This window comes from Acidimicrobiales bacterium (assembly GCA_016794585.1).
GTDB lineage: Bacteria > Actinomycetota > Acidimicrobiia > Acidimicrobiales > DATDAH01 > JAEUJM01.
Genome location: JAEUJM010000003.1, coordinates 1 through 25,428, shown reverse-complemented (window position 1 = coordinate 25,428; position 25,428 = coordinate 1). Strand labels below are relative to the sequence as shown.

Below are 25,428 nucleotides of genomic sequence, written 5' to 3'. Positions count from 1 at the left end.
CGGGGGACCTGTCAGACTGGGGGGCCATGGTCGACGAACCCAACGTCACCGATCGGGTCCTCGTCGATCCCGCGCTCGACGAGGAGCTGGCCCGGTCCGGCATCGTGTCGCTGGCGTTGGCCGACCGTGAGGAGCTGGCGGCCGTCGAGGCCTCGTACTGGGAGCTCGTGCCGGAAGGGGAGTCGGGCATCGTGCTCGACTACCTGCGACGGGACCGCGGCCTCGTCCGCAAGCTGGCCGATCTCATGGCGCCGGTTTGGGAACGGGTGGTGCCGCAGGTGTTCGAGCACCACTACCCCGTCTACACCTCGTTCGTGGTCAAGCACCCGGGCGAGGGCTCGAGCCTCTATCTCCACCGGGACCTGCACGTCGACGACGAGCGCCACCGCCGCACCTTCGCCCTGTGGATGCCCCTCACCGACACCGGCCCCGAGCTCGACAACGGCCCACTGGCGTTCGTCCGGGGCAGCGAGCACATCCGCTACGGCGGATTCGGCCCGAACGCGGCCGGGGTGTTCTCGCCCTACGACACCTACCTGCGCTCGCGCCTCGAGCCCTTCTCGGTGCCCGCCGGCTCGGGACTGGTCTACGACGCCAAGCTGCTCCACGCCTCGGCGCCGAACCGCACCGATCGGGCGCGCGTCGCCGTCGGCTGCCTCCTCGCCCGACGAGACCAGCCCGTCACCCAGGTCTTCGCCACGGGGCGGCGCCACCGCCAGGTGTTCGAGGTCGACCGCGAGTACTTCATCGACCACGGCCCCGAGGCCATCGCCCGCGACGGCATCCCGGCGCACTACCCGCTGATCGACGAGTACGACGAGGACCCGGCGACGACGCGATCCGAAGTGCTGGGCCCCGTGCTGGACGATCCTTCGGTCGAGCGCGAGGTGATCGTGCCCCACGACCTCGAAGCGCTCGCCGGGCGCCGTCAGCCCCTGTCGGTGCGGGAGGGGCCCCGGCCCGCCCACGGGCACGACCTCGCCATCGCCGCCGCCGACCTCGCGCCGCCGCCCCCGACGATCGCCGGCGGTGTGGCGCTCGAGGCCACGCCCGGCGTCGGCGCCGTCGAGTTGGTGGGTGGCCGGCGACGAGTGGGCGAGGTCCCCGAGGCGGTGCCCGACGTGGTGGTGCCGCTCGGGCCGCTCCGCACCGTTGCGGCGACGCTGGTCGTGCTCGACCCGTCTTCCCGGGCCGTGCTCACGGCCCCCGGCGGTCGGCGCCACGAGCTCGTCGTCCTGGAGTGCCCGGCGGTGCGTTCCGGCGCCGTCCACCACGACCACGTGGCCGAGCTCGACCTCGGCCGCTGCCTCGACCTCCCGCCGGGAGAGTCGGTCCACGTGTGGAACGAGGGGCCGGGGCCGCTCGTGGTGGTCGTGCGGGCGAGTCGCCGCTGACGGTCAGGCCCCGCCGACGGTCTGGCCCTGCGGACGGTCAGGCCCCGGTCGCTCGCACCGGGGTGGCCCCGAGGACGACCGGGGTCGGGCGAGGTACGCCCGGATCGGTCAGCTCCTCGTCGGCCAGGTCGGCGGGCCGGGCCTCGTGCAACCCGACGAACGAGCTCGCCGCGGCAGCGACCTCGGGGACGTTCGCCACCAGCGGGGAGTCGAGCTCCCAGTGGCCGACGATCCAGAAGCGCTCGGTGAGGACCTCGTTGCGAGGGTCCTCGTTGACGGTGATGCCGTGGCCGCAGCTGTCGAGCGGGTCGCCGTAGACCGTCAGCGGGGCCGGCCCGTAGTCGGCCAGGCGGCCGCCGCGGCTGGGGGTGCCGTCGGCCCAGAGCCCCCGGGTGTGGTCCCGTTCGTACGCCGCGACGTCGTGGGGCAGGTCGAGGGTGGCGGGGAAGCGGCGCCCGAGGTCCGGCAGCACGAAAGACTGGGCGGCCAGGACGGCGTCCCGGTCCGCCGAGGGCCCGATGCCGAACTCCTGCTCGAGGAAGGTGCCGACCTCGGCGAAGAAGGCCGACCAACCGACGGGGACCGCGTTGAAGAAGTCGAAGTAGCGGGCCACCCAGTTCAACAACGGATACCGCTCGGGGTCGTGTTCGCTGCGCTCGACGATCCGCCCGATGACGGCCATGGCGGGGACCCCGTGGTCCCACTGGGCGTAGCGCACGACGTGACGGAGGATGCCGAAGCGCTCGAAGGCGGTGTAGGCGTGGCGCAGGCGCATCATCGTGCGGCGGTCCTCGCGGGAGAACGTCGACGTGGCGACCACGACCTCGTGTTCGTCGGTCTCGATGCCCCAGCGCTCCCGGTACGCGGGGTCGTTCATGGGTGCGTTGGGCAGCAGCTCGGTGATCCACATGCGCGCCGGGATCTCGTGGTCGATGCAGAACTGGAGGTCCTCGGCGAACGAGTCGACCGTCTGGCCGGGGAGCCCCACCATGACGTCGGCATCGAGGGGTAGACCGCGGCGGCGGAAGGCGGCGGCGAGGGCCAGGTAGTGGTCGGTGGAGATGTTGGTGCGCTCGACGGCGTCGAGGGTGGCCTGGTCGCGGGTCTGCATGGCCAGGGAGAAGTGGGCGATGACGCCGGCCTCGACGAGTCGGTCGAGGATGGCGGTGAGGTGCTTGGTGGTGTTCTTGGCCACGTTGAAGCCGAAGTGGCGGGGGTTACCCAGCTCTTGCTTGAGCGCACCCATGCGTTCGGCGATCTCGACGTCGCGGGCGATGATGCCGAAGTTGGCGTCGGTGATGGTCCAGGCGTGAAGGCCGCGCTCCGCGGCCCAGCGCATCTCGGCGTCCACCCGTTCCATGTCGAACTTGCGGATGCGCGACAGGGTGCTCGAACCCCAGTCGCAGAACGTGCAGCCGTACGGGCAGCCACGGTTGGATTCGAAGATCAGCCCGAGGAGGCCGCTGGGGACGTTCCAGGCATCCGCCGGCAGGTGGTCGAACTCGCCGGTGAGGTAGGGGGACGGCAAGGCGTCGAGGTCGGCGATGCGGTCTCGGTCGTCGGTGCGGACCACCGCGCCGGTGGCGGGGTCCCGGTAGCTGAGGCCGGGGACGTCGCGGAGTCGGTCGAGCTCGGGGGCGGGGAAGGTGGGGCCCAGCGCCTCGAGGATCGCCACGAGCGTGTCTTCGCCCTCACCCCGGACGGTGACGTCGACGAGACCCTCGTGCTCGGCGAAGAACCGGTCGACGTCGCCGGGGTACTTGGGGGTGCTGGGCCCGCCGTGGATGATGACCGCGCCGGGGCACAGCTCGCGTGCCTTGCGGGCCAGATCGAGGTCGCGGTCGAGGGACCAGACGTAGTTGGAGAGCAAGACCACCGCCGGCCCGTCGCGGCCGGCGAGGTCGGCGAGGAACGACGCCGGCTCTTCCTGGCGTCGGATCTCGTACCAGTTCGAGAGCCCGCCCCCGTCGTGGGTGCGGGCCGCGGCGGTGAGCATCCCGAGGGCGAGCACCGGACCGGTCTCGACCGGCCACACGGCGTACACCGGCACGGGGCCGGCGGGGCCGCCGGGGAAGGGGTCGTCCAGGTACGTGAAGGGCGCGGTGAGACCGTTGCCGCCGACGCCGCCGTACGCCGCGCCCCCGGCAGGGACCGGCTCGGAGGCGGGGCCAGAGCCTTCCCCACGTGCTTCGGCTGCGTCCGTGACGGACCGTGCGTCGGTGGGAGCCGGAGCGTCGGTGGGGGGCGGGACTGGGTCGATGGCGTCGTCGGCGGGTGCGGCCGTGATTCCTGCGTCCTGAGCGGCTGACGCCGGGTCCGGCGCGTCGGGTGAGGCGGCGTCGGCGATCATCGCGGAGGATGTCGGCCTGTTTCGGCGTCGTCCCCACCAGCGGCGGGTCTTCGGGGCATCTGCTGGGGCCGGTGCGGGTGCGGTCTCGACGACCGGGCCCTCGGCGTGGGTGTCGAGGACCGAGGGGACGGGCGTGTCGGGTCCGGTCTCCGGTGCCGCAGGCGGCGCTTCGCGGCGAGGGACCTGGACGCGGCCGGCGTCGGCCAAGCGGGCGAGTCGTCGGCACAGGCGGGTGCGATCAGGCGCCTCGTCGCCCAAGCGGGCCGTGACGGCGTCGAGCACCTCTGCCACGGTCACCCACCGATCGATCGTGGCGAGCAGCCGCAGGTCGAGGCGGTCGAGGGGGAGCGGCTCGCCGTCGGCGGCCTCGAGGACGAGCGCGCCGCCGGCGAGTCGACCCACGACGACGGGGTGAGGCTCGAGCACGGTGCCCTCGCCGAGCGGCTCGGGGAGCTCGCCGACCGCGGTCGGGTCCTCTCCGAGGAGGGCGAGGAGCTCCTCGGTGTCGATCCACCTCGCGTCGTGGCGGCGGGCGGGCGTGACGGCCCAGCGGTCGATGGCGCGCACGACGAGCGTGCCGTCGCCCGCCTCCAGCGTGTCGCCGCTCCCCGCATCGGCCATGGTCAGACGGTACCGGAGCACGCCCCGGCGACCTCGAACGGCGGTCGCCTCCTCGCCGTCACTCAACCGTTGAGCGCCTGGTAGAGCTCGGCGTTGCGTCGCAGCGCGGCGCCGTAGCCCGGGATGAGGTGGTTGCTGGCCCACTGGACGGCGGCGTTCACCCGGCCGTCGATTCCGGGGAGGGGGCGCAGGACGTCACCGATGATCAGAACCCGTGGCCGATCGGAGCGGTTCCATGCGGCGTGGGGGAGGGTGTCGTCGAAGATGACGGGCGCGCCGTCGGCGAGCGACAGGGCCCGGCCCTCGATCTCGTGGCCGGAGCCCTCGGGGCAGTCCACCCCCACGAGCAGGTTGAGCGCCCCGGCGTTCACTCCGGCGTGCGGGGGCAGCTCCGCCCCGGGGCCGAGCACCGACCAGATCGCGCTCAGCAGGTCCGGGATCTCGAGCAGCGCGGCCACGGTCTGCGGGAAGTGCGCGGCGAGCGGTGGTCGGGGCCGGCGCCGGCTGATGAGGGCTCCGGCCTTCCACCAGCCGCCGACGTTGCCCTGCCACCCTCCGAGGAGGTCCTCGATGTGGGGGATGCGGCCCCCTGCTGCGGTGAAGGCCTGCCACTCGCCGACGATGGCGGGATGGGCATCCCGGACCCGGCGGTGCCAATCCGTGCCCTCGATGGGCCGGGGGTTGGGGGCCGCGCCGTCGGTCCGGCGGATGCGGGCGGTGTTCCAGGTCACGGCGCGGGTGGCGGCCGTCGCGAGCAACTGGCGCCCGTCCACGTGCTCAGGCGTCGACGGGATCGCCGGCAGACTCGCCGACGGTGGTACCGGCGGACGCGCCGTCCTCGGCGTCGGCCGCCCGCGGGTCGGTCTCGAGCTCGAAGCCCGCGAGTCGGTCGGCCTCGAGCGAGACCCGCACGCCGTAGCCGTAGGCCAGTCGGGTGCCGAGCCACACACCGAAGGCGAGCACCGACAGGCCGATGAGCGACACCACGAGGGGGAGCGGCGCCACCGGGTCGTGCCACTCGAAGTCCGAGCCGCGGCGGATGAGGAACGACACCGCGAACAGCACGAGGCACGTGTCCATGGCGAGCAGGTGGCGCACGCCGGTGCGGAACGCCGGCGTGTCCCGGGGGACCCGCACCAGGTCGGCGAGGCCGATGGTGGCGGCGACCACGCCCACCGCGACGCCGGCGCCGGTCAGGACGTAGGCGCCCCGGGCGTAGACCCACGCCGTGTCCGCGAGCTGTGAGATGAGGTCGAAGCCGAGCGCACACACCCAGGCGCCGATCGCCACCGAGGCGACGAGCGGGTGGAGCGGTCGTCCGTAGCGGCCGGCCCACGGGCCGCCGGGCTGGGCTGCCTGCGCGAGGCCCTCGGCCGCGGTGAGCGCCACGGGGGCGTCCACCTCGGGCACCACCGCAGCGGCGGGTGCTTCTTCGGGCCCCGCCGGGCCGCGCTGGCGCTCTTCTTGTCGCACGATGCGGTGCTCCTTGGTGCGCTCGACTCCCCGTTGTCCCGTCATCATGGCCCATCGCCCCGCCCGACCGAGGAGTCCGGCGGTGAGCAGTGCCCCGGCGAACACGGCGAGCAGGGCCATCGTCGTGTGGTGGTACCGGTCGAGGGCGTTGCCCAGCCAGACCACGGCGACCAATCCTGCCGCGGTGGCCCACAGCGGCCACGCCTTGCGGGCCCGGGGCACGAGCGCGAGCCCCAGCAGGCCGGTCACGAGCACGAAGCGGTGCCACCACTCCCCGAGCCGATCGAGGCGCTCGAGCGTCCTCGGCGACGCCACGTCGCGCCGGTCCCCGTCACGGGCGTCCGCGAGGGCCTGGTGGTCGTTGACCATCGTGGCGTAGGTCTTGTCCCAGGTGAGCTCGATCTCCTCGAGGGGATGGGTGAGGGCCCAATTGATGGCGTCGCGTTGGCGTTCGGAGGCCCAGGCAGCCTCGTCGATGTCGCGAGGGTCGAAGGGGCTGCCCGTGAAGCACCGGACGAAGTCCTCCTCGGTCATGTCGTCGACGTCGGCCTTCACTCCCGGGCCGTGCCCCTGGCAGAGGAAGGCGGCGCCGTTGGTGGCCACGGGGGTGAACGTCCCCACCTGGACGATGTTGCGGACCGTCCAGGGGACCAGCACGAGCAGGGCGACCCCGCTGACCGCGAGCGCCGGACGCCATGCCGTTCGCCAGGAGCCGCGGACGGCGATCAGGGCCCCGGCGGCGACGAGGACGAGGAGCAGGCCGGGAGGCCGGACGAGGGCGGTGAAGCCGATGAGCGCGCCGACACCGAGCAGCGCTCGCCGCGAGACGCCTGGTCGGCCCACCAGCCAGCCCGAGACGATCAGCAGCACGGCGAGGACGAGCGCGGTGAACACCGTCTCGGTGAGCGCGACGGCGGTCAGGTAGACGGGGCCGGCGGCGACCGCCAGGACCCAGGCCGTGGCGGTCCGGGCCCGTCGGCCGAACCATCGGTGGGCGAGCACACCGCCCAGGACCACGGTGGCGGTGCCGGCGACCACGTTGGTGAACGCGGCGGCGATGGGGAGCGCGAACCAGCCCGTGGCCCGACTGACCATGGCCGCGGGCGTGAGCAGCAGGGAGTAGCCCGGCGGGTTGTAGGCGGTGACGCGTCCGTACAGGCGGTAGGTCTGGAAGTCCGCGAACTGGCGGGCCATGGCCAGGTTTCGACCGGTGTCGCTGTGGGCCTCGATCGGTTCGGCGGCGCCCAGCCACAGCACCCAGGCCAGGCGCAGCAGGAACGCCACGGCGACGGCCACGACGAACCACCGCTGTTGCGGGGCGAGGCACCAGCGACCGGCACGGACCACCCTGCGGCGGGTCCGTTCGACGAGCCCGCTCAAACCCGTGACGCCCGGGCGAGGTACACCCAGGTGCCGCCCGCGTCCTGCTCGTCGGGGGCGGCGGGCGTGGCGAACACCAGGATGTCGTCGCCGTCGGCCACGCCCAGGCGCAGGCAGGTGTCGCCGTCCACCTCGGCTTCGACGGTCGGCGCGCCGGTGACGTCGATCGTGCGCGCCAGGACCGAGACGAGCTCGTTCCCGTGGGCGCCGACGACCTCGGGGCCGGCGACGCCCAGCGCCGCCTCCATGCCCGTCTCCGCGATGATCCGGCCGGCGGTGTCGAGTCGGAGGCACGCCGGTGCCTCGCCCACGGCCGCTCGGCGCCGCCGTTCGCGCTCGGCCACGATCGCGGCGGAGTCCGGCGCGGCCGGTCGCGGCCCGATGAGGACGGGGACCGCGGCATCCGTCTCCGGGGCCGTCCCTTCGCCGTGGTTGAAGGGCCGCACCATGTCGGGATTGGGCCGCCAGGTGTCCACGCTGCGGATCTCCGCGCCGGCCCGGCGGTCGGCGAGGTGGGCACGGAGGCGCTCGAGCTCGCGGTCCCAGACCGCTCGGGAGGCACCCAACCGGTCGCCCTGGTCGCGGTCGGTGGCCTCGAGGCCGGCGACCACCTCGCCCAGGGCGTCGGCGTCGAGCATGTAGAGCGAGAGGTGGTGGGGGTGGCGCACCGTGTTCACCGCGGCCTCGAGGCCACGCTCGTCGGCCAGCCGGCAGAAGGCGAAGAACTCGTGCCAGTTGGGGACCATCAGGCAGTAGGTGACGCCGAGGTAGGTGTCGCGTGCCTCGGCACGCGCCTGGAAGCGGTCGAGGTTGGCGAGCAGCGTCGTCCAGGTCGAGCCGACGCGGATGGACTCGTAGGTGGACGCGGTGGCGGCGTCGACCGAGACGGACACCCCCACCGGGAGGCGGTCCAGGATGCGCTCGACGCGCGGCGTCCACTGGGTCCCGTTGGTCGTGACGTGGCAGGAGGTCGTGAGGCCACGCTCGACCAGGAGGTCCATGACCCGCAGCGTCTCGGCGGCGAGGAAGGGCTCGCCTCCCAGGAACTTCACCTTCTCCAGGTGGGGGAGGAAGGCGCCGAGGTCCTCGAAGAACCGGTCGTCGTAGGCCTTGGGCAGGGGCGGCAGGCCCTCGCGCTGGGCTCGGATCGACGACGACCACTCGCCGTCGCACATGACGCACTGGAGGTTGCACGTGTTGCTCATGGCGAGCTCGAGCTGCCGTGGCCACGGGGGATCCGCGGCCTTGACCGGGAACTCGTCGAACCAGCGGGCGAACGCGAGGTCGGACCGGCCCTTCGCCACCTGCCACTCGCAGAAGTCACATCCGAGGTCGAGGTCGTGACGCACCATCGCCTCGCGCAGCTCACGGGCCCGGGGGCCCCGCCAGATGTCCAGGAGGCGCTGCTCGGTGACGTTGCCGAGGAGGTGGTAGTCGTTCTGGCAGCAGGCGCGCACCTGGCCGCGTTGGTCCAGGTACATCGAGGTGAAGGGCGCGGCGCAGGCCACCGACTCGGGTGGACGCCGGCCGCGGCGCAGGCGCACTCCCCGGGCCACGGCGTTCAGTGCACCGCCCGGCGGGCGAGCGGGCGCTCGACGCTCATGGGGCGATGGTAACAAGGCGCCCGTCGCGGCCTTCGGCCAGCTCGGCGAGGGCCGGTGCGAGGTGGGGGTACATCGCTTGGGCGACGAGCAGCGCGCCCAGCTCGTTGGTGTGGGCCTGGTCGGTCAGGACGGGCTCGTCGGTGGCTGCGAACGCGTCGGACAGGTCGATCGACTCCTCGGGGAGGCGCTCGACGACGGCCCGGGATATGCGGGCGATGGCCTCGTACTGGAACGCGTCCATGCCGAGGCGCTCGACGACCTCCTGCTCACCCGGAGCGAGCTCGACCGTGTTGAAGAGGTCGGGTTGCCAGAAGTGGGCCACGGGAACGCCGTACTGCGCTCCCAGCGCGTCGGCGAGGCCGATGCCGCGTCCGTACACCTCGTGGAGTGCGTCGATCACCGCGTCGGCACTCGGCGGCCGGCCGAGATCGGGAACGGACCCGAGAGGGGCGGGGGGCTCCGCTGATCCGGTGAACTGACCGGCGAGCAGCTCCCGGAACCCGAAGGCCGACAGGTCGCTCGGGTCTCCCGCGATGCCGATACCGCCGAAGCCCTGTTGGAACTGGAGGGCCAGGTCGTTGATGCCGTCGTAGAACACCATCAGATCGGGGCGTTGGCCGGCGGCGAGGAGCTGGGCGGCGAGCGCGGTCTCCTGCATGTTCACGTACCCGGGGGAACCGAAGTTGTGGGCGCGCACGGCGACGCCGTCGGCCTCGGCGAGGCGGACCACCTCGGACGCGATGGTGTGGTCGTCGCGCTGGGCCGAGAACCCGAACATGGTGGAGCCGCCGAAGAACCACACGTCCACCTCCTCGTCCCCGGGTTCGAGCGTCGTCTCGTAGCTCCGGCGCTGCCGGTCGGCGATGTTCACGTACCGGCCTTCGTAGTCGCGCAGCGAGTTGCCGACGTACGGGGTGTAGGTGAGCCCGGCGCTCGCCTCCGAGAACTCGACACCCGCCTCGTTCTTCCACTCGGCATCGGCGAGCGCCGGGGCGTCGAAGGCGTTGTAGGTCGCTCCCCGGAGCTGTTCTGGGATGGCGGACTCGTCGGGGTCGCGGTCGAGCACCCGTGGGGCCAGGACCGCCACGAGCGCCCCCACCAGCACCAGCCCGACCGCCACCTGCCAGGTGAGGCGCGGGCCGCTGCTCGCGCTGCCGACGGCCCGGCCCGTGGGCGCCTTCACCGCCGACCGACGCGGGGTGGCGCCGGACCGCTCGCGCCGGCGCCACTCGCCCTCGGGGAGCAGGCGCACCCCGAGCAGTCGTGCGGCGAGCCCGAGCGGCGTCAGGACGAGGTAGAACACGAACAGTGCCAACGCGGTGCCGACCACCGCCGCCACGGCGCCGAGGAGCGAGCGGGCGGTGAGCACGACGAGGGAGCCGGCGCGTCGGTGGGCCGGGGGGCCGACCCGAGCCGGCCGTTCCCGCCGGGGTCGGGGTGGACGCAGGAGGACGGGCTGGAGGAGCAACACCGCGACCACCAGGAGCCCTCCGGCCATCCAGGGGTGCCCGGCGGCCGCCGCACCGAGGGCGAGGAGCCCGGCCAGCGCCGGCGCGAGGAACCGGCTCACGACCCACCCGCCAGTGGCTGGTCGTGGGTGATGCAGGCGACGGTGGCGTTCAGGTAGGGCTCCCAGCGCGCCTGGGGCAGCGCCGGCATCCCCTCCTCGGCGAGGACGGCGATCTCGGCCGGGTCGTAGTCCTCGAACACGTAGTCGGCGATGCAGGCGGCCTGTTCGCCGTCGACGCCGTACCGCTCCTCCATCGCGGCGACGAAGCCGGTCCGCCCCACCGTGGCCTCGGCACCGCCGTCGCCCTCGCCGCTCGAGCAGCCCGTCGCGGCGGCGACCGCCAGCAGGGCGACGCTGAAGGCAAGGGCGCGTGCGCGCGGGAACCCGCCGGACCGGAACACCGGAGGAGTGTGGCATGCGTTCCGACGCCTCAGGGAGCGGTCGGGGGCCGGTGGTACCGTCCTGGCGTGGGAGAGCGGCGCTACCTGGCTCGGTCCCGCCATCTGCTGCCGGTCTCCACCCGGGCCGACGGCCGCTTCCGGCGGGCGGTGGTGAGCCTCCACGGCGCCGTGGTCCTCGCCCTGTTCGACCTGAACGATGCCCTCATCTCCCGCTTCGGGGGCGAGCCGCCCGCGGTCTGGGACCCCTCCCGGCAGTCGTGGGTGGCCGAGATCGAGTCGGCCCTCCCGGCCATCCGATCGGAGTACGACCGCTACCGCGCCGCCGGCGGCCTGCCGCCCCACGTCGCCGAGATCGCCGGTCTCCAGCCCGGGACCCAGGAGGCGATCGACGCCGCCCCCATCGACCGGGGCGTGTGGCGGGTGCTCATCCTCGTGGCCAACGGGCAGTGGGTCGACGAGACCGCCGGCCGGTTCCCGGCGACCGTGGCCGCCCTCTCGGCCTGCCCGCAGATGACCACGGTCGGCTTCAGCATCCTCGAGGGCGGCGGCCACATCGGCGACCATTCCGACCCCAACCGGGGCGCCCTTCGCTACCAACTCCCGCTCGTCGTGCCGGGCGAACCGGGCGACTGCCGCATCCGGGTGGTCGACGAGGTCATCGAGTGGCAGGAGGGGCGCAGCGTCCTGTTCGACGTCAACGTCATGCACGAGGTCTGGAACGACGCGGACGACGACCGTGTGCTGCTCATGGTCGAGACCGTGATGCCCCTGTCGTTCCCGCTCTCGCTGCTCAACCGGTTCGTGCAGCGCCAGTACCGGTACCACCCCTCGCACCGGGGCATGCCCGAACGGGTGGCGGCGCTGGCCCGGGCTTCGACCCACGACGCGCTCGATGGCTGAGGTGTCGGGCCCGTCGCCCGTGGAGCCGACCGGCGCAGCGACCCCGGAACCGGCGCTCACCCGCCGTTCCCTGCTCCGTGGGCTCGGGCTGGCGACCGCGGGTGGGGTGCTCGGGGCGGCAGCGGTCGGGCGCTTCGACGACGGGACCTCCGAAGGGGCCGCTGCGGCGGCGAGGGCCTTCGTGTGGGACCCCGGTGAGGGAGCGGACGAGGGCGCCCTCAGCTCCTGGGAGGAGGTCGTCGATGCCGTGCGAGCGGCGCCACCCGGCGACAAGTGGATCGAGGTCCGCCAGGACGTCGAGGTGCCCTCGGGGTCGTGGGACATCGACGGCGCGGGGTTCCGCGGCGATCGCGCCAACGGCGTGGGCCTCGCCCCGCACGGCAACCCAGTGATCGTGCGATTCGCGGATGGCGCTCGATTGGAGCACCCCGGCCGGCTGTTGGCCATCAACGACGTCGTCCTGTGCTCTGAGTCGTCCGAGCCGGTCGTGGTGATCGACCAGGAGCAGTCGCACTACTTTGCCGACGACGCGTGGGTCACCTCGACCGACCACCCGTTCTTCGAGGTGACGGCCCCGGCGGGCACCCTCGTGCTCTTCTCGTTCCGCACCGGGAGTGGGCTGGTGCACGCCGCGACGGCAGGGATCGGATCCACGCGCGTCGAGTCGATCGACCACCAGGGCGAGGCGGCGCTGATCGTGGCCATGGCGTCGGGCAACAACATCTTCGACGACGACACTGTGCGGGGGACGTCGGTGGTCATCGCCGGGATCTCCTCCGCGGCAGGGATCCGCCAGCCCGAGTTGCCCCGCACGGGCTTTCGTCACCGTGGGGCCGACTCGGCGAGCGCCGTGGTCTTCAGCGTCGCGGAGAACGTGGGGTATCGGCCGGCCAACCCGGCGGACTGGCCCGAGGCTCCGACCGACGTCGCCGAGGCGCTCGACCTCCTGGCCGCCCGCGTCGCCGCGCTGGAGCGCTGAGCTCATGCCGGGCAGGGTCCACCCCGACCCGGGGCGTCTCTGTGCTCAGGCCCAGCAGTGGATCTCGGTGCGATCGTGGCTGGGGGCGGCGAACCCGCCGTAGGTGAGGCGGGGACGACTCCCGAAGACCTCCTCCACCCGATGCCACCGGCGCCCACCACGGAACACGACGAGGTCTCCGGGGTCCGGGTCGATGGTGAGGTGGGCGAGATCGTCGAAATAGGCCGCCTCGTGCGTCAGCGGGATCGACGGTCCGTCGCCCTGGTCGCGGGGGTCCTCCCAGAGCTTGTCGTAGACCGAGAGCTCACCTCCCCGATCGGGCCGCTGGAGCACGACGAAGTAGCTCATGTGGTCCAGCGCGTCGGTGGTCTCCCACAGGTGGTCCGCCGAGCCCTCCTTGTTCGAGATGAGGAACTCGTTGCCGGCGTGCGCGGCGAGGCCGCCGCCGTCGGGCTCCATGATGCGGATCTGGCCCGGGTTGTAGGACCGACCGTCCTCGCGGGGCGCGGTGAGCGGGAGCCCTCCGGACATCGTCGCGAAGAGCTCGGCGAGGCGCTCGTGGGGATCGAACCCGAACATCTCCCGGAACTCCTCCCGGAAGCGGTCGGCGTCATCGAGGTGCTGGGTCCGATCGCGTGACATGCCGCTCTGCATCAGGGGGCGGGCCAACACCGTGCCGAAGACGACCGGGGTCTCGTGGGCGCGGTGCTGGGGGAGCGAGGCCACCGCCCGCTCGACCTCCTCGGGGCGGAAGACGCCGCGCACCGTCATGCCGTCGATGCGCTGACCCATGATGTCGACGACCATGGTCGGGTGCGCCGCCGCATCCGTGGACTGGAAGTCGTACCAAGCGATCGGGAGATCGGTGGGGACTAGGTCGTTCTTTCGGCGACGTCGCCAGCGGTCGAACACGGGAGTCCTCCGGTTTCGTAACGACGGCTCGAGCCCGTCGTCCCGGCTCTCGGCCGGAGCCGTGGAGCCAGCGTTCGGGCTGAGGCTCGCCAGGGATCAGCGAGCAGAGCATACCAGTGGCCCCTGTCCCGCCTCGGCGTCCGGGTGCGAGGCCGGACGGGGTGTCGAGCCCGTCTCGGTAGCCTGCCGGCGATGGCCCCCGGACCGCTGCACGTGACGCCCGCGCCGGTCGTCGGCGGGGTCGAGGGGGCATCGGTGCCCCCGCCCGGCCACGTGCTGTGCCCGGCGCCGTTCATGGTCATGGACTTCGCCCCCGAGGGCAACGTCCACGCCTGCTGCGTGAACGCCGCCCATCCCCTCGGCAACGTCCGCTTCCAGACCTTGCGCGAGATCTGGGACGGGCCGCGGGCGCAGGCTCTCCGCCGGGCCATGGAGCGTGACGACTTCGGGTACGGCTGCGGCTCCTGTCGCCACCGTCTCGAGCGGGGCACCGGTGAGGCCGACCTCGAGTACTACCGGCGCAACCCCGAGCCCAGGGACACCCGTTGGCCCGAGCTCATGGCCTTCGGCCTGCACAACACCTGCAACCTCGCCTGCGTGATGTGCGGCGGGAACCTGTCGTCGCGCCTGCGGGTGCTCGAGGGTCGGCCCCGGCTCGAGCCCGCGTACGGCGAGCGGTTCTTCACCGAGTTGGCCGAGTTCCTGCCGCACCTGCGACGGGCCGAGTTCCGTGGGGGCGAGCCCTTCCTGGTGCGCGAGCACTTCCGCATCTGGGAGCTCATCGTGGCGCTCGACCTGGACCTCGAGGTGCAGGTCACGACCAACGGCACCGTCTGGAACGAGCGGGTGGAGCGCGTGCTCGACGCGATCCCGATGCAGATCACGTTCTCCATGGACGGGGTGAGTGCGGCGACCAACGAGGCGATCCGCGTCGGTACCGACCAGGCGGAGGTCCTGGCCAACCTCGGGCGCTTCGCCGCCCACGCCCGCGACCGCGGGACCCGCCTGGACCTGAGCTTCTGCGTCCTGCGCCAGAATTGGACGGAGCTGACCGGGCTCCTGGCCCTGGCGGACCGCCTGGGCGTCGAGGCGCACCCGCAGCTCGTGCTCGACCCCGCCCACGGGCTGCAGCGTCTGCCCACCCCTGAGCTGTCCGAGGTGCTCGACCGGCTCGGTGACGACCTGGCGGGCACCGCCGTCGACCTCCCCGTGAACCGCGCTGCCGGCGCCAAGGTGCTCGCCTGGTTGTCCGCCGAGCTGCGCCAGCGAGAACAGGGACATCCCTTGCGCCTGTGGGAGCCGCCGGGACCCGACACGCTGGCGCACAGCGCCTCCACCCATGCCCTCGCCGCGGTGGTGAACCCCGGGGCGGCGACCGTCGCCGAGCGTCGGTCGGCGCTTGCGGCCTGGGCCACGGACGGGCAGGTGGGGGAGATCGTGACCGACGCCGAGGACCGCGTCGTCGAGGTCGACCTCGATCCGGTGCTGCCCCCGGGCGTGGCCCCGCTGCGGGATCTCGCGGGCACATCGTTCGGTGAGGCGCTCGAGGCGCTCGCCGCCGCCGTCGGACCCCACGTGTGGGTGGTGGACGAGTGGGCGGGTCCCGACGCGGTCGACCAGACCCTGCTGCTGGCACCGAGCCCGTTGCGGGACAAGGCCGGCCTCCTGGTCCGTCTCTGCTCCACGCCCCGGCCCGGCGGTGGCGTGCACACCCTGGCGGCCGCCGACACGTACTACTGGGCCGGGCCGCCCGCCCCCTGACGGCGTCGCTGCCCGCGGCCGGAGGGGAAGGGGCGCTGGCTAGGGTTTCGCCCGATGTCGGCGCCGGAGCGAGCAGTGACGCGCTCCCGGGCCTGGCTGGCGGTGCCGGCGGCACCAGTGGTCGTGCTCGCTCTCCTGGTCGGTGGTCTCGTCGCGGTCGCCGTTGCGCTCGCTGTGGTGGTCCAGGTCGGTCTCCTCTGGGAGCGGGCTCCGGCGGTGGCGTCGGCGACCCGAGCGGCGCTCGCTGGAGGCAGTCGCTGGGGTGGTCGGACCGCGTCCTTGCTCGCGTTCCGGGTCCTGCCTGCGGTCGTGGGCATCTCGGTCGTGCTCGTCGCGTTCGATTGGGGCGTGGGTGCATTGTGGGATCGGTTCCTGGGGCCACCGGAGGGCTCGGTGGATGTCCTGGACCTCGCGACGGCAGACCTGCCGCCGGCCGAGGATGAGCGGGCCGAGTCGGAGGCCTACGCCGGCTCCCCCTGGGCCGACCGCTACTTCGCCGAGCTCGAGGCGGTCCGCTACACGTACGTCCCGTTCCTCGGTCCGCGGGAGCAGCCGGTGCGCGGCCGCCACATCACCTCGGCCGCGGGCGAGCGGGCGTCGTACGAGCCGGCCGACGCCACTCGCGAGGAGGCGTTCGATGTCTGGTTCTTCGGTGGTTCCACCCTGTGGGGGGAGGGCCAGCGCGACGGGCACACCATCCCCTCCGAGGTGGCGCGCCTCGCGGAGTCCGAGGGGGTGACCTTGCGGGTGCGCAACTTCGGCGAGCGTGGCTACACGGCGTTCCAGGAGTGGCTGGTGCTCGAACAGGAGCTGGCCCGCCAGCCGGCCCCCGACCTCGCCGTCTTCTATCACGGGGCCAACGAGATCTACAGCCTGCTCGAGTCTCCCGAGAACCTCGGTGCCCAACCGTCGATCTACCAGATCGAGCACTACCGGGAGGCGTTCGACCGGTCCCCGCCGTTGCCCGGCGAGCAACCCGTGAGCGAACCGTCGATCGTCGATCGCTACCGAGACGTCGGCGTCGTCGACCGAGTCGTCGGCTGGCTGGGCGACCAAGCGGTCCCGGCCGCCCAGGCGCAGCCCGCTCCCTATACGCCCTCGCCGGCGGACCAGGCGCGAGCCATCGACGAGGCCGAGCAGATCTACCGTCGGAGCGTCCGTCTCATTCGGAACGAGGCCGACCGGTACGGGGTGCCGTCGCTCGTGTTCTGGCAGCCCGGCGGGGAGCCGTCGACGACCGGCCCTCCCGCGGCGTATGCGGAGCTGGGCGACCGGGTCGTGGAGGCGACGGGCAGCATCGACATCTCCGACGCGCTCCTCAACGCACCCGGGCCGGTCTACATCGACGGGTTGCACACCAACGAGCTGGGTGCCCGTCTGTCCGCCGAAGCAATCTGGACCCACCTCGGCCCCGAGCTGACGGGCGACGACACGTGAGCGTCGTCCTGGTCCTCGGACTCGTCGTCCTGGCCGTCGCCTTTGCGGCGCAGTTCAACGCCCTGCGCCGCCCGCGGTCGACCTCGTCGCGTCCTCGAGTGCCCCGCCAGGGGTGGCGCCGCGCGGGCAGGTCGCTGCTGCGCAGCGGTCGATTCCTGTACCGGGCGGTGCCCGCCGTGGTGGGAGGACTGGTCCTGCTCGTGCTGCTCGACTGGGGCGTCGGCGCCGCGTGGGACCGCCTCGTGGGCTCGACGTCGGACGAGCCCCGTGCGGCCCTCGCCACCTCCGACCTTCCTCCGGCCGAGGATCCCCGGGTCGACCACCCTGCGATGGCCGACGCACCCTGGGCAGACCGCTACTTCGCCGAGATGGAGGCGCTCGAGTTCACCTACGTCCCCTTCGTCGGGCCCCGGGAGGCGCCGGTGGCGGGGCGCTACGTCGCCTCGGCGGACGGTGTGCGCCGGTCCTACGAGCCCGCAGACGGGGACGACGAGCTGCCCGAGGTCTGGTTCTTCGGCGGTTCGGCGCTGTGGGGCGAGGGCCAGCGGGACGACCACACCATCCCGTCCGAGGTGGCCCGTCTCGCGGAGGCGGCCGGCACGCCGGTGCGGGTCCTCAACTTCGGGATACGCGGCTACTCCGCACTCCAGGAGCTCCTGGTGTTCGAACAGGAGCTGGCGCGTCGTGGTCAGCCGGACCTCGCCGTCTTCTACCACGGCTTCAACGAGCTCTCGACCCAGGTCGAGGCCCCGGAGAACCTCTCCGAGCAGCCCACCATCTTCCAGCTCACGACCACCACCGACGCCTTCGACCGGGCGCCGGCGCTGCCCGGTGAGGTGGCCCCTGGGGAGCCGACGGTGGGGCAGGAGTACGTGCAGACCAGCGCCTTGCACAAGCTGCTCCGCAACCTCGGGCAGGTGGCCCGCGTGCCCGCGGCGGGCGCCGAGGAGCCTTTCTACGTCCCGCCGCCGGCCGAGATGGCGGAGGCGATCGATCACGCCGAGGTGATCTACCGGCGGACGATGAGGATGCTCGAGCACGTGGCGTCCGAGCACGACGTACCCCTCGCGGTGTACTGGCAGCCTGCGGACCAGTGGTTCGAGTACGACGAGCTGACCGACCGGGTTGCCGGCGTCGGCGGGGCCATCGACCTCTCGCAGGCCCTGGCCGACCTGCCGGCGCCGGTGTACCTCGACGGTGTCCACACCAACGAGCTCGGCGCCCGCGTCGTGGCCGAGGCGATGTGGCCGACGCTGGCCGACCGGCTCACGGACGGGAGCGAGTCATGACGGGCTGGCACGAGTTGGGCACGCCGCCGCAACGGCCTCGTCCGCGGTGGGGCGCCGTCGCTCGTCGAGCGGCGCCCTTCCTCGCCGCAGGGCTGCTTTGGGCGCTGGGGCTCTCCGTCGCCGCGCTGGCCGTGGCGGTGGTGGGCGCGGTGTTGGTCATCGCCGGGGCCCTCCGACCTTCGGTGGCCGCTCGGGTGGAGCAGGCCCTGGCCGCCTTCGGGACCTTCGTGGGCCACGCGCTGACGCTGGTCCTGCTCGGATTGGTCGAGGTCGTGGTGTTCGTGCCGCTGTACTGCCTCGCGAAGGTGTTCCGACGGGATCCCCTCGCCGAGCGCGGCGGCATGGGGGCGCCGGGGCGATGGTCCGTGCGCGACCAGGCCCGGCCACCCACCCCGGACCGCCCCTTCGCCCCCGAGGCCCGTCCCGCCGGCCGGGTGTTCCGGGTCGCGTACGCCACCGTGCGCGTCATCGGATGGGTCGTCATCGCCCTCGCCCTCAACTACGCCGCGGGCTGGCTCTGGGACGAGTGGTTCGGCACCCACGACCAGCCCGTCGCCGCCCCGGTGTCCGCGCAGACGGCGGCCGAGCTGGCCGACGCCCCGGCCATGGTCGGCCAACCCTGGGCCGAGGACTACTGGGAGGAGTTCCGGGCGCTCGACTACGAGTTCCACCCGTTCATCCTCAGCCGGGTGGCTGACGTCGACGGCACGGCCATCCAGGTGGACGGGGCGGTTCGGCGGTCCTACGAGCCCGCCGCCCTCGGTCCCGGGACCCCGGAGGTCTGGTTCCTCGGCGGTGCCGCCCTCTGGGGGCAAGGGCAGAGGGACGAGCACACCATCCCGTCCGAGGTGGCCCGCCTCGCCGAAGCCGAGGGTCGCTCGATCCGGGCGGTGAACCTGGGCCAGCCCGGGTACACGAGCTGGCAGTCGGCGCTGCTGCTCGAGCAGGAGCTGGCGGTGCGGCCGCCACCGGACCTCGTCGTGTTCTACGACGGCGCCGACGACGTGGCCGCGCAGATGGAGACCCCCAGCGCGGACCCGGTGCACTACAACGTCGACGGCGTGACCGCCGCCCTCGTGGGGAGGGACAGCGCCCGCGACCAGGCCCAGGACTGGTGGGACGACTACCGCGAGACGAGCGTGGTCAACCGCCTGCTCGAACAGGCGGAGGGGATCCTCGGCGTGCAACCGGCGGGGGCCGCCGGACCGAGCACCGCCGACCGGGTCGCCGACCTGCACGCCCGCAGCACCGATCTGGCCGCGTTCGTGGCCGGGGAGCACGATGTGCCCATTCTGTTCACCTGGCAGGCCGCGTCCGGCGTGGCGGGCGATGGCGGCGCCTACCGCCGGGTGACCCAACGGGACGACACGACGGGGCCCGTCGTCCACGATCTCAGTCGCGTGCTCGACGACGCTGCCGCGCCGGTCTACCTGGACGGCGTGCTCACCAACGAAGCGGGCGCGGCCCTCGTCGCCGAGGAGCTGTGGGGCGTCGTGCAGCCGGCGCTCGGGTGAGCGCCGACCGATGAGAGATACGATCGCGCCATGGCGGGGCCCCCTCCGGTCGCGGTCGTGGCGGACACCTGCCGGGCCCCGTGGGTGTCCGTGCGGTTGTCGCCCAACGGCGACGTGCAGGCGTGCTGCGTCAACGACGCCTACCCGCTGGGTTCGATCGCGGAGTCGTCACTCACCTCGATCTGGCGGGGTGAGCGGGCCGAGGCGCTCCGGGCCGCCATGGCGGCGGCCGATTTCTCGCTCGGTTGCCAGGGGTGCGGTGACCCTCGGGCTGCCGGCCTGCGCTCCCAGACCCTCGCCACGGACTACGACCACTTCGCCCTCGAGCCGACGACGGGCTGGCCCCGCCACATCGAGTTCGCGCTCTCGAACACCTGCAACCTCCAGTGCGTGCAGTGCGACGGTGAGCTGTCGTCGGCCATCCGCGCGCAGCGGGAGCGCCGGCCGCCGCTGCGCTCGCCCTACGGCGACGAGTTCTTCGCCGAGATCGCCGAAATCGCACCGCACCTCGAGGCCGCGACGTTCATCGGCGGCGAGCCCTTCCTCGCCCGGGAGGCACGGCGGGTCTGGGACCTGCTGCTCGCGCTGGACCACCCGCCCGCGGTCTGGGTCACCACCAACGGCACCGTGTGGGACGAGCGGGTCGAGCACTACCTCCACGGCTTGCGCATGGGGGTGTCGCTCTCCATCGACGGCGTGCGCCCCGAGACCATCGCCGCGATCCGGGTGGGGGCGGACCCCGACGAGCTCCTGGCCAACCGGGACCGGTTCCTCGCCGCCACCCGCAGCTACGGCAGCGGCTTCAAGCTCAACTTCTGCGTCATGCCGCTGAACTGGCAGGAGTATCTTCCCTTCCTGCTGGAAGCCGACCGCCTCGACGTGCCCGTCTTCGCGGCACGGGTCCAGCGGCCGCCGGAGCACAGCCTCTATCACCTGCCCGCGGCCGAGTTGCGTGACGTGGTCGACGGGCTCCGTGCCGAGGACCGCACCACGGCGAACCGGCTCGGGCGGAACCGCTCGGTGTGGGACGGCACGCTGGCGGAGCTCACCGCCCACCTTCACGAGCTGGAGAGCGCGCCAGCGCACGCGTTCGACCGCTCGGTGCAGTTGGCGGACCCGGTGCGGCGTGGGGCATCCGCCGACGACCGGATCGCCACCCTGTACGCGGAGATGGTGGAGACCGGTGGGGTCCCACCGGCGCGGCTCACGATCGTCGACCGCTGCGTCACCGCCGTCGACGCCCCTCCCTGGGCGGCGTTCCTCGGCCTGCCCGACCTGGTCGGGGTCCGGGAGAGCGATCTCCTGAACGCGCTGGGGGACCACCTCGGGACGGTGGTGGAGCCGTCCGCCGTCCCGGGCGAGGAGGTGCTGTTCGGCTCGACGTTCTCGGTGCCGTGCAACGGCGCCACGATGCTGCTCCACTCGGTGACGGTCCACGCGGACGGCGGCCGGACCAACGTTCTCGTGGGCGCACGGCCTCGCTGAGGCCCGGCAGGGTGGCCGTCCGCGACGACCGCGCCACGACTAACAGGCGGTGCGCGACAGCAGCAGTGCGGGATCGTCGTCCGTCGCGTAGCGAACCGGTGCTTCCCGGAGCTCGATGGATCGATCCTGCGACCAGTCGAAGAGCCTCGTCGCGAGCTCCACGGGCAGCTCCGGAGCGTCCACCTGCCGCTGGACGTACAGGTCGGCCACCACGGCGGGGTCGAGGTCGAGGAGCGTGGAGGGGTCCTCCTCGAACCGGGCGATGCAGAGGGCGTCCTGGGTGCCGTCGAGCACCGGGGCCAGGTTGCGCAGCCCCGGCCCGGCCAGGCGGAGCGGCCCGTGGGCGCGCACCCACGCCACCAGGTCCTCCGGCAGCGTGGTGTCCTGCACCGGTGTCTGCTGCCGGTTGGGCTGGCCCCCTTCGTCCGCCCATCGGGCGATCGGCGCCCCTGACCGCGTGGGGCCCTGGGTGACCACGAGGACGCGGTGGTCGGCGAGCTGGGAGGGTCCGTCGACCTGCACCACCGCCAGACCGCGGTCGCGGAGCTCGGCGAGCAGCCCGTCCGCCGTGCTGATGGCGGGCCAGTAGCCGCGATGGGCGAGGGCCGTCGGCGCCGCTCCCTCCGCGATCGGCCTTGCGGCGGGCAGCAACTCGTGCACCGCTCCCATGGCGAGGCGGTCGTCCGCCGTACGTTCCGGCGCACGAGCGAGCGGTGCGGCCGCCGCGATGACCAACAGCGCAGCGAGAACGGTCAGGGCGCGCCGACGGTTGCCTCCCGCACGAGGTGACCCGCCGGGCGGCGGGGGCACGTCTGGCGCCGACGGGCGCACCGCGACCAGTAGCAGCACGTACAGCGTGAAGAAGGCGACGGCCCGGAACCAGTAGTAGTGCTCACCTGCGGTGTCGTTCGGCGGGGTGGCCCACCCCGTGAGTGCCGCGGCTGCGATGCACCCCGCAGCGACGCCGAACAGCGGTGCGGCAGCGCGAGCGCGCGGCCAGGACCACCAGAGGAACGCCCCAATTCCGAGCAGCGTGAGCGCCACGACCAGCGCGCTGGGCCAACCGAGATGCTCCGGCCGGATCTCTCCCGCACCGGCGAACGCCGTCGATGGGTCGAGGAGACCACCCAGCACCCTCGATGCCCGTTCCGCACCGGCCCTTGGCACCTCGGCCCGGGCCAAGACACCGAGGTTCCCGCTTCCGGTCACCTGGTCGATCACGGGCGGGAGCCAGAGCAGCGCCCCGGTGCCTGCGGCGACCGCGAGGAGCGCGGCGGGCCGGTCCCAGCGCCTTGCAGAGACGACGCGATAGGTGGCGACGGCGAGGGCGACCACGGTCGCCGCCATCGCGACCGGGGCGTAGCCGATGTGGGTCTGCACGACGAACGACGCCAGGACGACGAGCGGTACCGCCATGGCGGTGTCACCGAGCAGCACCATCGCCGCCACGACCAGCGTGGCGAACAGCGGGAGCGCGACGATGCGGGTGTTCAGGACCGACGTCAGCCCACCCGGCGCCGTGCGCTCGAACATCACGAGGCAGGTGACGATCGTGAGCACCGCCCACCGCCCGCCGCCCCGCCGGTAGGCGGCCCAGGTGGCGATCCCCGCGGCGCCGAGGTTGACGGCGCCGGCAAAGGCCCAGGCGCCGCGCGAGCTGCCGAGCAGGGCGACGAACGGCCAGAGGGTCCAGACCTCCATCGGCCCCGGGTTGTGGGGGAGCTCGAGGTTGCCGTAGAGCACCGCACTCGTGACCTTCCCGATCAATGGGCGGTCCTGCGGTGCCGACCGTGCCTCCATGGCGATGAGCGCCTCGTCGCCCACGACGACGTCGCCCCGCTGGTCGCGGGCCACCAGCGCGAGCACGAGCACGACTGCGAGGAGTGCGGCGGCGGCTGCGGCGGACGCCGCGCCGCGGCGGGTCAACCGCCGAGGGGGCTGATTCGGGGTGGGCCAGGTCGTCGGGCGCGGCGGCCGCGCCCGTCGGAGCGCTCGACGTGACGCCTCGGTCAGGACGAGGTCGCGCGTCCCGAGCACCGGGACACCGATGACCACCACGACGAAGACGAGGCACCCCGCCAGCGCGGTGATGGCCATGCCCACCCCCACGACGCCGGCCGCGGCACCGAGGCCAACGACGACGAGCGCGGCGACGAAGACGAGCTGGCTCGACGCGAGCGGCGGGGACGAGGGTGGCCGCCGGCGCGGCCCAGCGCCCTCGCCGTTCGCGCCCGTCGTCGGGTTCGCGGTCACCTTACGCAGTGGGTCACAGCACCTCGTCGAGGGCCGCCCACCACGGCGCCTCCTGCGTCCAGGCCACTGCGGCCACCGAGCCGTGGACCTCGTCGCCTTCGACGAGCGGGTACGAGCAGACCCGCAGGTAGGTGCGGCGACCGTCGAGGTCCCGGTAGACGACGTGGCGGATGGCCACCCCGTCGACGACGTCGTCGCGCACCGCCCGGACGTGGTCCCCGAGCCGTCGGGACAGGCCGGCGGCCAGCTCCGGGAACGGCCGTCCGACGCACTCGGTGGACGGCACGCCGACGAAGCTTGCGTCGCCCCGCTCCTCCGGCCCGGTGCGCACGGAGAGGACCAGATCCTCGGCGTCGCAGCGGACCAGCGAGAGCTCGCACGGGGGCATCCCCTTCGCGGCTCGTTCGAGGGCTTGCGCCTCGGTGGGGGCGTCGTCGCCCGTGCGCGCCTCCCGCAGGGTGAGAGGCAGCGGCGTGGGCTCCTGCTCCTGGAAGTACACGGCCCGTGGGGTGATGGCCCGGTAGGGCCGGCCGACGGCCGTCTCCTGCGCCTCGGCCGCGGCCTGGGCGCTCCACGTCCGCAGTCGTTCGAGCTCGCTGATCCACAGCGGCTGGTTCACGGTGAGCTGGTCGCGACGGGTGGCATCCTCGGCCTCGAGTGCGTGCAGCATGGCGTCGAACTCGGCCAACGGCAGGTGGTACACGCTGAAGCGGGGATGGATGACGGTGTTCACGTAGACCCGGCAGCCCCACTCGTCCGCGAAGGCGAGGTAGGCGCCGAACTCGTGCCAGTTCTGGCGCATGAAGCAGAAGGTCAGATCGAGGGTGGTGCCCCGGGACGTCGTGTAGGCGCGGTAGCGGGCGAGGTTCTCCATCAGCGCCGCGTGGGAGGCGCCGACGCGGATGGACTCGACCGTCTCGGGGGTCACGCCGTCGAGCGACACCGCGAGGGACACGGGAAGGCGATCGAGCAGGCGCTCGACCCGGTCGTTCCACTGCGTTCCGTTCGTCGTCAGGTGGCACGGGACCTCGACGCCCTCCTCGACCATGAGGTCCATGATCCGGAGGGTCTCGGCGGCGAGGAGGGGCTCACCGCCGAGGAAGCGGGCCTCGGTGAGGTGGTGGAGAAACGGCCGCAGCTCCTCGAAGAAGCGGTCGCCGTACACCGACCGCAGCGGAGCCCGGCCCTCGCGTCGGCTGCGGATCTTCGACGACCACTCGCCGTTGCACATGACGCACTCGAGGTTGCAGGTGTTGCTGACCGCGAACTCGAGCCGGCGCGGCCACTCGGGCCGGGCGCTGCGCACCTCGATGCCTTCGAAGCTGTGGCTGTAGGTGGCGGCGTAGTTGCCGTCGTCCACCTGCCAGGCGCAGAAGCGACAGCCCCGGCCGAGGTCGTAAGCCTCGAGGGCGGTGCGCAGCTCCTCGGCCCGGGCCCCGTGCCAGATGTCGGCGAGCGACCGATCGGCGACGTTCCCCAAGGGGTGCTCGGTGTTCTGGCAGCAGGCGAGGACGTCGCCGTGCGGGTCGAGGTACATCGAGGTGAAGGGCGCGTAACAGGCCGCTCGCACCGCCTTGTCCGACAGGTCACGGTGGTCGTCGAGCGCGGCTCGCTGCTCGGGCTCCATCTCGACCTCCTCCTGTCCGTCGGCGCCGGGTCGAGTGTAGGAGTTGGCCCGTCGCCACCGACCTCACAGGTCCTACGCTGGCCGCCGTGGGCCGGATCGTCGGGGAGAGCGAGCAGCGATCGGGTCCCGCGTGTCGGGCGCCCCAGGTCACGATGCACTTCTCCGTGGCCGGCAACGTGCACGCCTGTTGCGCGAACGGCACCTACTCCTACGGCGACGCCACGATGAAGCCGTTGGTCGACATCTGGGAGGGCGCTCGCCGGCGGGCCATGGCCGACGACCTCTCGAACGGGCACTACCCCGTCGGGTGCGAGGGGTGCGCCATCGAGCACGGCTTGGGCAACCGACGGTCCACCCCGGCCTCGGCCTACGACGACTACCTCGAGGGATCTCCAGCGTGGCCGCGGCAGTTGGAGTTCACGTTGTCGAACCGGTGCAACTTGGCGTGCATCCAGTGCAACGGGGACAACTCGTCGACGATCCGGGCGCAGCGGGAGGGTCGTCCGCCGATGCCGATGCCGTATGGGGATGGGTTCTT

At 72.9% G+C, this 25,428-nt stretch carries 18 protein-coding genes; 9 read left to right on the top strand and 9 right to left on the bottom strand.

The features are described 5' to 3' along the window. The first annotated feature begins 26 nt into the window (after positions 1 to 26). On the top strand, positions 27 to 1,394 hold the full coding sequence (locus JNK12_01605; protein MBL8774589.1) for a phytanoyl-CoA dioxygenase family protein: 1,368 nt from the start codon (positions 27 to 29) through the stop codon (positions 1,392 to 1,394). Positions 1,395 to 1,431: 37 nt separating this feature from the next. Here JNK12_01605 and JNK12_01600 read toward each other — a convergent pair whose 3' ends face one another. The 6 genes from JNK12_01600 to JNK12_01575 all read right to left on the bottom strand — a co-directional run bounded on the left by JNK12_01600 (position 1,432) and on the right by JNK12_01575 (position 10,733). Further along, positions 1,432 to 4,365, bottom strand: coding sequence for a radical SAM protein (locus JNK12_01600; GenBank protein MBL8774588.1), 2,934 nt, complete (start codon positions 4,363 to 4,365; stop codon positions 1,432 to 1,434). 62 nt (positions 4,366 to 4,427) lie between these two features. After that, a complete protein-coding gene (locus JNK12_01595; protein ID MBL8774587.1) occupies positions 4,428 to 5,138 on the bottom strand; it encodes an aspartyl/asparaginyl beta-hydroxylase domain-containing protein in 711 nt (236 codons plus the stop codon). 4 nt (positions 5,139 to 5,142) lie between these two features. Beyond that, complete coding sequence (locus JNK12_01590; protein MBL8774586.1) at positions 5,143 to 7,185, bottom strand: DUF2231 domain-containing protein; 2,043 nt, start codon at positions 7,183 to 7,185, stop codon at positions 5,143 to 5,145. A 29-nt stretch (positions 7,186 to 7,214) separates the two neighbouring features. After that, on the bottom strand, positions 7,215 to 8,774 hold the full coding sequence (locus tag JNK12_01585) for a radical SAM protein (GenBank protein ID MBL8774585.1): 1,560 nt from the start codon (positions 8,772 to 8,774) through the stop codon (positions 7,215 to 7,217). A gap of 43 nt (positions 8,775 to 8,817) precedes the next feature. Continuing rightward, on the bottom strand, positions 8,818 to 10,392 hold the full coding sequence (locus JNK12_01580) for an SGNH/GDSL hydrolase family protein (GenBank protein MBL8774584.1): 1,575 nt from the start codon (positions 10,390 to 10,392) through the stop codon (positions 8,818 to 8,820). Further along, positions 10,389 to 10,733 carry a hypothetical protein gene (locus tag JNK12_01575; GenBank protein MBL8774583.1) on the bottom strand — a complete coding sequence of 115 codons (345 nt, stop codon included), beginning with the start codon at positions 10,731 to 10,733 and terminating at the stop codon, positions 10,389 to 10,391. Before JNK12_01575 ends, JNK12_01580 begins: the two co-directional genes overlap by 4 nt. Positions 10,734 to 10,799: 66 nt before the next feature. Between JNK12_01575 and JNK12_01570 the strand changes: the two genes are divergently transcribed. Both JNK12_01570 and JNK12_01565 read left to right on the top strand, forming a co-directional pair. Next, the gene (locus JNK12_01570) at positions 10,800 to 11,633 is read left to right on the top strand and encodes an aspartyl/asparaginyl beta-hydroxylase domain-containing protein (protein ID MBL8774582.1); all 834 of its coding nucleotides are present in this window, start codon (positions 10,800 to 10,802) and stop codon (positions 11,631 to 11,633) included. Then, entirely contained in the window at positions 11,626 to 12,612 is a 987-nt protein-coding gene (locus JNK12_01565; GenBank protein MBL8774581.1) for a hypothetical protein, read from the top strand. The genes JNK12_01570 and JNK12_01565 overlap by 8 nt, the downstream gene beginning before the upstream one ends. Before the next feature lie 45 nt (positions 12,613 to 12,657). Here the strand turns inward: JNK12_01565 and JNK12_01560 are convergent, their stop codons facing one another. Next, a complete protein-coding gene (locus tag JNK12_01560; GenBank protein ID MBL8774580.1) occupies positions 12,658 to 13,419 on the bottom strand; it encodes a 2OG-Fe(II) oxygenase in 762 nt (253 codons plus the stop codon). A 297-nt stretch (positions 13,420 to 13,716) separates the two neighbouring features. Between JNK12_01560 and JNK12_01555 the strand changes: the two genes are divergently transcribed. From JNK12_01555 to JNK12_01535, 5 genes are read left to right on the top strand one after another with little or no spacing between them, the layout of a single operon-like run. Continuing rightward, positions 13,717 to 15,285: an SPASM domain-containing protein gene (locus JNK12_01555; GenBank protein MBL8774579.1), complete on the top strand. Its 1,569-nt coding sequence runs from the start codon at positions 13,717 to 13,719 to the stop codon at positions 15,283 to 15,285. Positions 15,286 to 15,339: 54 nt separating this feature from the next. After that, a complete protein-coding gene (locus JNK12_01550; GenBank protein ID MBL8774578.1) occupies positions 15,340 to 16,722 on the top strand; it encodes an SGNH/GDSL hydrolase family protein in 1,383 nt (460 codons plus the stop codon). Then, positions 16,719 to 18,011, top strand: a complete 1,293-nt coding sequence (locus JNK12_01545) for an SGNH/GDSL hydrolase family protein (protein MBL8774577.1) — start codon at positions 16,719 to 16,721, stop codon at positions 18,009 to 18,011. The genes JNK12_01550 and JNK12_01545 overlap by 4 nt, the downstream gene beginning before the upstream one ends. After that, on the top strand, positions 18,008 to 19,525 hold the full coding sequence (locus JNK12_01540) for a hypothetical protein (protein ID MBL8774576.1): 1,518 nt from the start codon (positions 18,008 to 18,010) through the stop codon (positions 19,523 to 19,525). Before JNK12_01545 ends, JNK12_01540 begins: the two co-directional genes overlap by 4 nt. A 30-nt stretch (positions 19,526 to 19,555) precedes the next feature. Further along, a complete protein-coding gene (locus tag JNK12_01535; GenBank protein ID MBL8774575.1) occupies positions 19,556 to 21,010 on the top strand; it encodes an SPASM domain-containing protein in 1,455 nt (484 codons plus the stop codon). Between the two features lie 39 nt (positions 21,011 to 21,049). On the opposite strand, the gene JNK12_01530 is transcribed toward JNK12_01535, so the two are convergent. Further along, a complete protein-coding gene (locus tag JNK12_01530; GenBank protein ID MBL8774574.1) occupies positions 21,050 to 23,263 on the bottom strand; it encodes a hypothetical protein in 2,214 nt (737 codons plus the stop codon). Positions 23,264 to 23,276: 13 nt separating this feature from the next. Next, positions 23,277 to 24,890 carry a radical SAM protein gene (locus JNK12_01525; GenBank protein MBL8774573.1) on the bottom strand — a complete coding sequence of 538 codons (1,614 nt, stop codon included), beginning with the start codon at positions 24,888 to 24,890 and terminating at the stop codon, positions 23,277 to 23,279. Positions 24,891 to 24,976: 86 nt separating this feature from the next. Here JNK12_01525 and JNK12_01520 point away from each other — a divergent pair. Beyond that, positions 24,977 to 25,428 (top strand): SPASM domain-containing protein (locus tag JNK12_01520; GenBank protein MBL8774572.1); only part of this gene is annotated, 452 nt, incomplete at its 3' end.

What these genes read in the sequence shown, in the direction of transcription:
- JNK12_01535 (MBL8774575.1), top strand. Translation starts at nt 19,556, where the DNA reads ATGGCGGGGCCCCCTCCGGTCGCGGTCGTGGCGGACACCTGCCGGGCC.
- JNK12_01540 (MBL8774576.1), top strand. Translation starts at nt 18,008, where the DNA reads ATGACGGGCTGGCACGAGTTGGGCACGCCGCCGCAACGGCCTCGTCCG.
- JNK12_01550 (MBL8774578.1), top strand. Translation starts at nt 15,340, where the DNA reads ATGTCGGCGCCGGAGCGAGCAGTGACGCGCTCCCGGGCCTGGCTGGCG.
- JNK12_01555 (MBL8774579.1), top strand. Translation starts at nt 13,717, where the DNA reads ATGGCCCCCGGACCGCTGCACGTGACGCCCGCGCCGGTCGTCGGCGGG.
- JNK12_01565 (MBL8774581.1), top strand. Translation starts at nt 11,626, where the DNA reads ATGGCTGAGGTGTCGGGCCCGTCGCCCGTGGAGCCGACCGGCGCAGCG.
- JNK12_01600 (MBL8774588.1), bottom strand. Translation starts at nt 4,365, where the DNA reads ATGGCCGATGCGGGGAGCGGCGACACGCTGGAGGCGGGCGACGGCACG.
- JNK12_01605 (MBL8774589.1), top strand. Translation starts at nt 27, where the DNA reads ATGGTCGACGAACCCAACGTCACCGATCGGGTCCTCGTCGATCCCGCG.
- JNK12_01560 (MBL8774580.1), bottom strand. Translation starts at nt 13,419, where the DNA reads ATGGTCGTCGACATCATGGGTCAGCGCATCGACGGCATGACGGTGCGC.
- JNK12_01525 (MBL8774573.1), bottom strand. Translation starts at nt 24,890, where the DNA reads ATGGAGCCCGAGCAGCGAGCCGCGCTCGACGACCACCGTGACCTGTCG.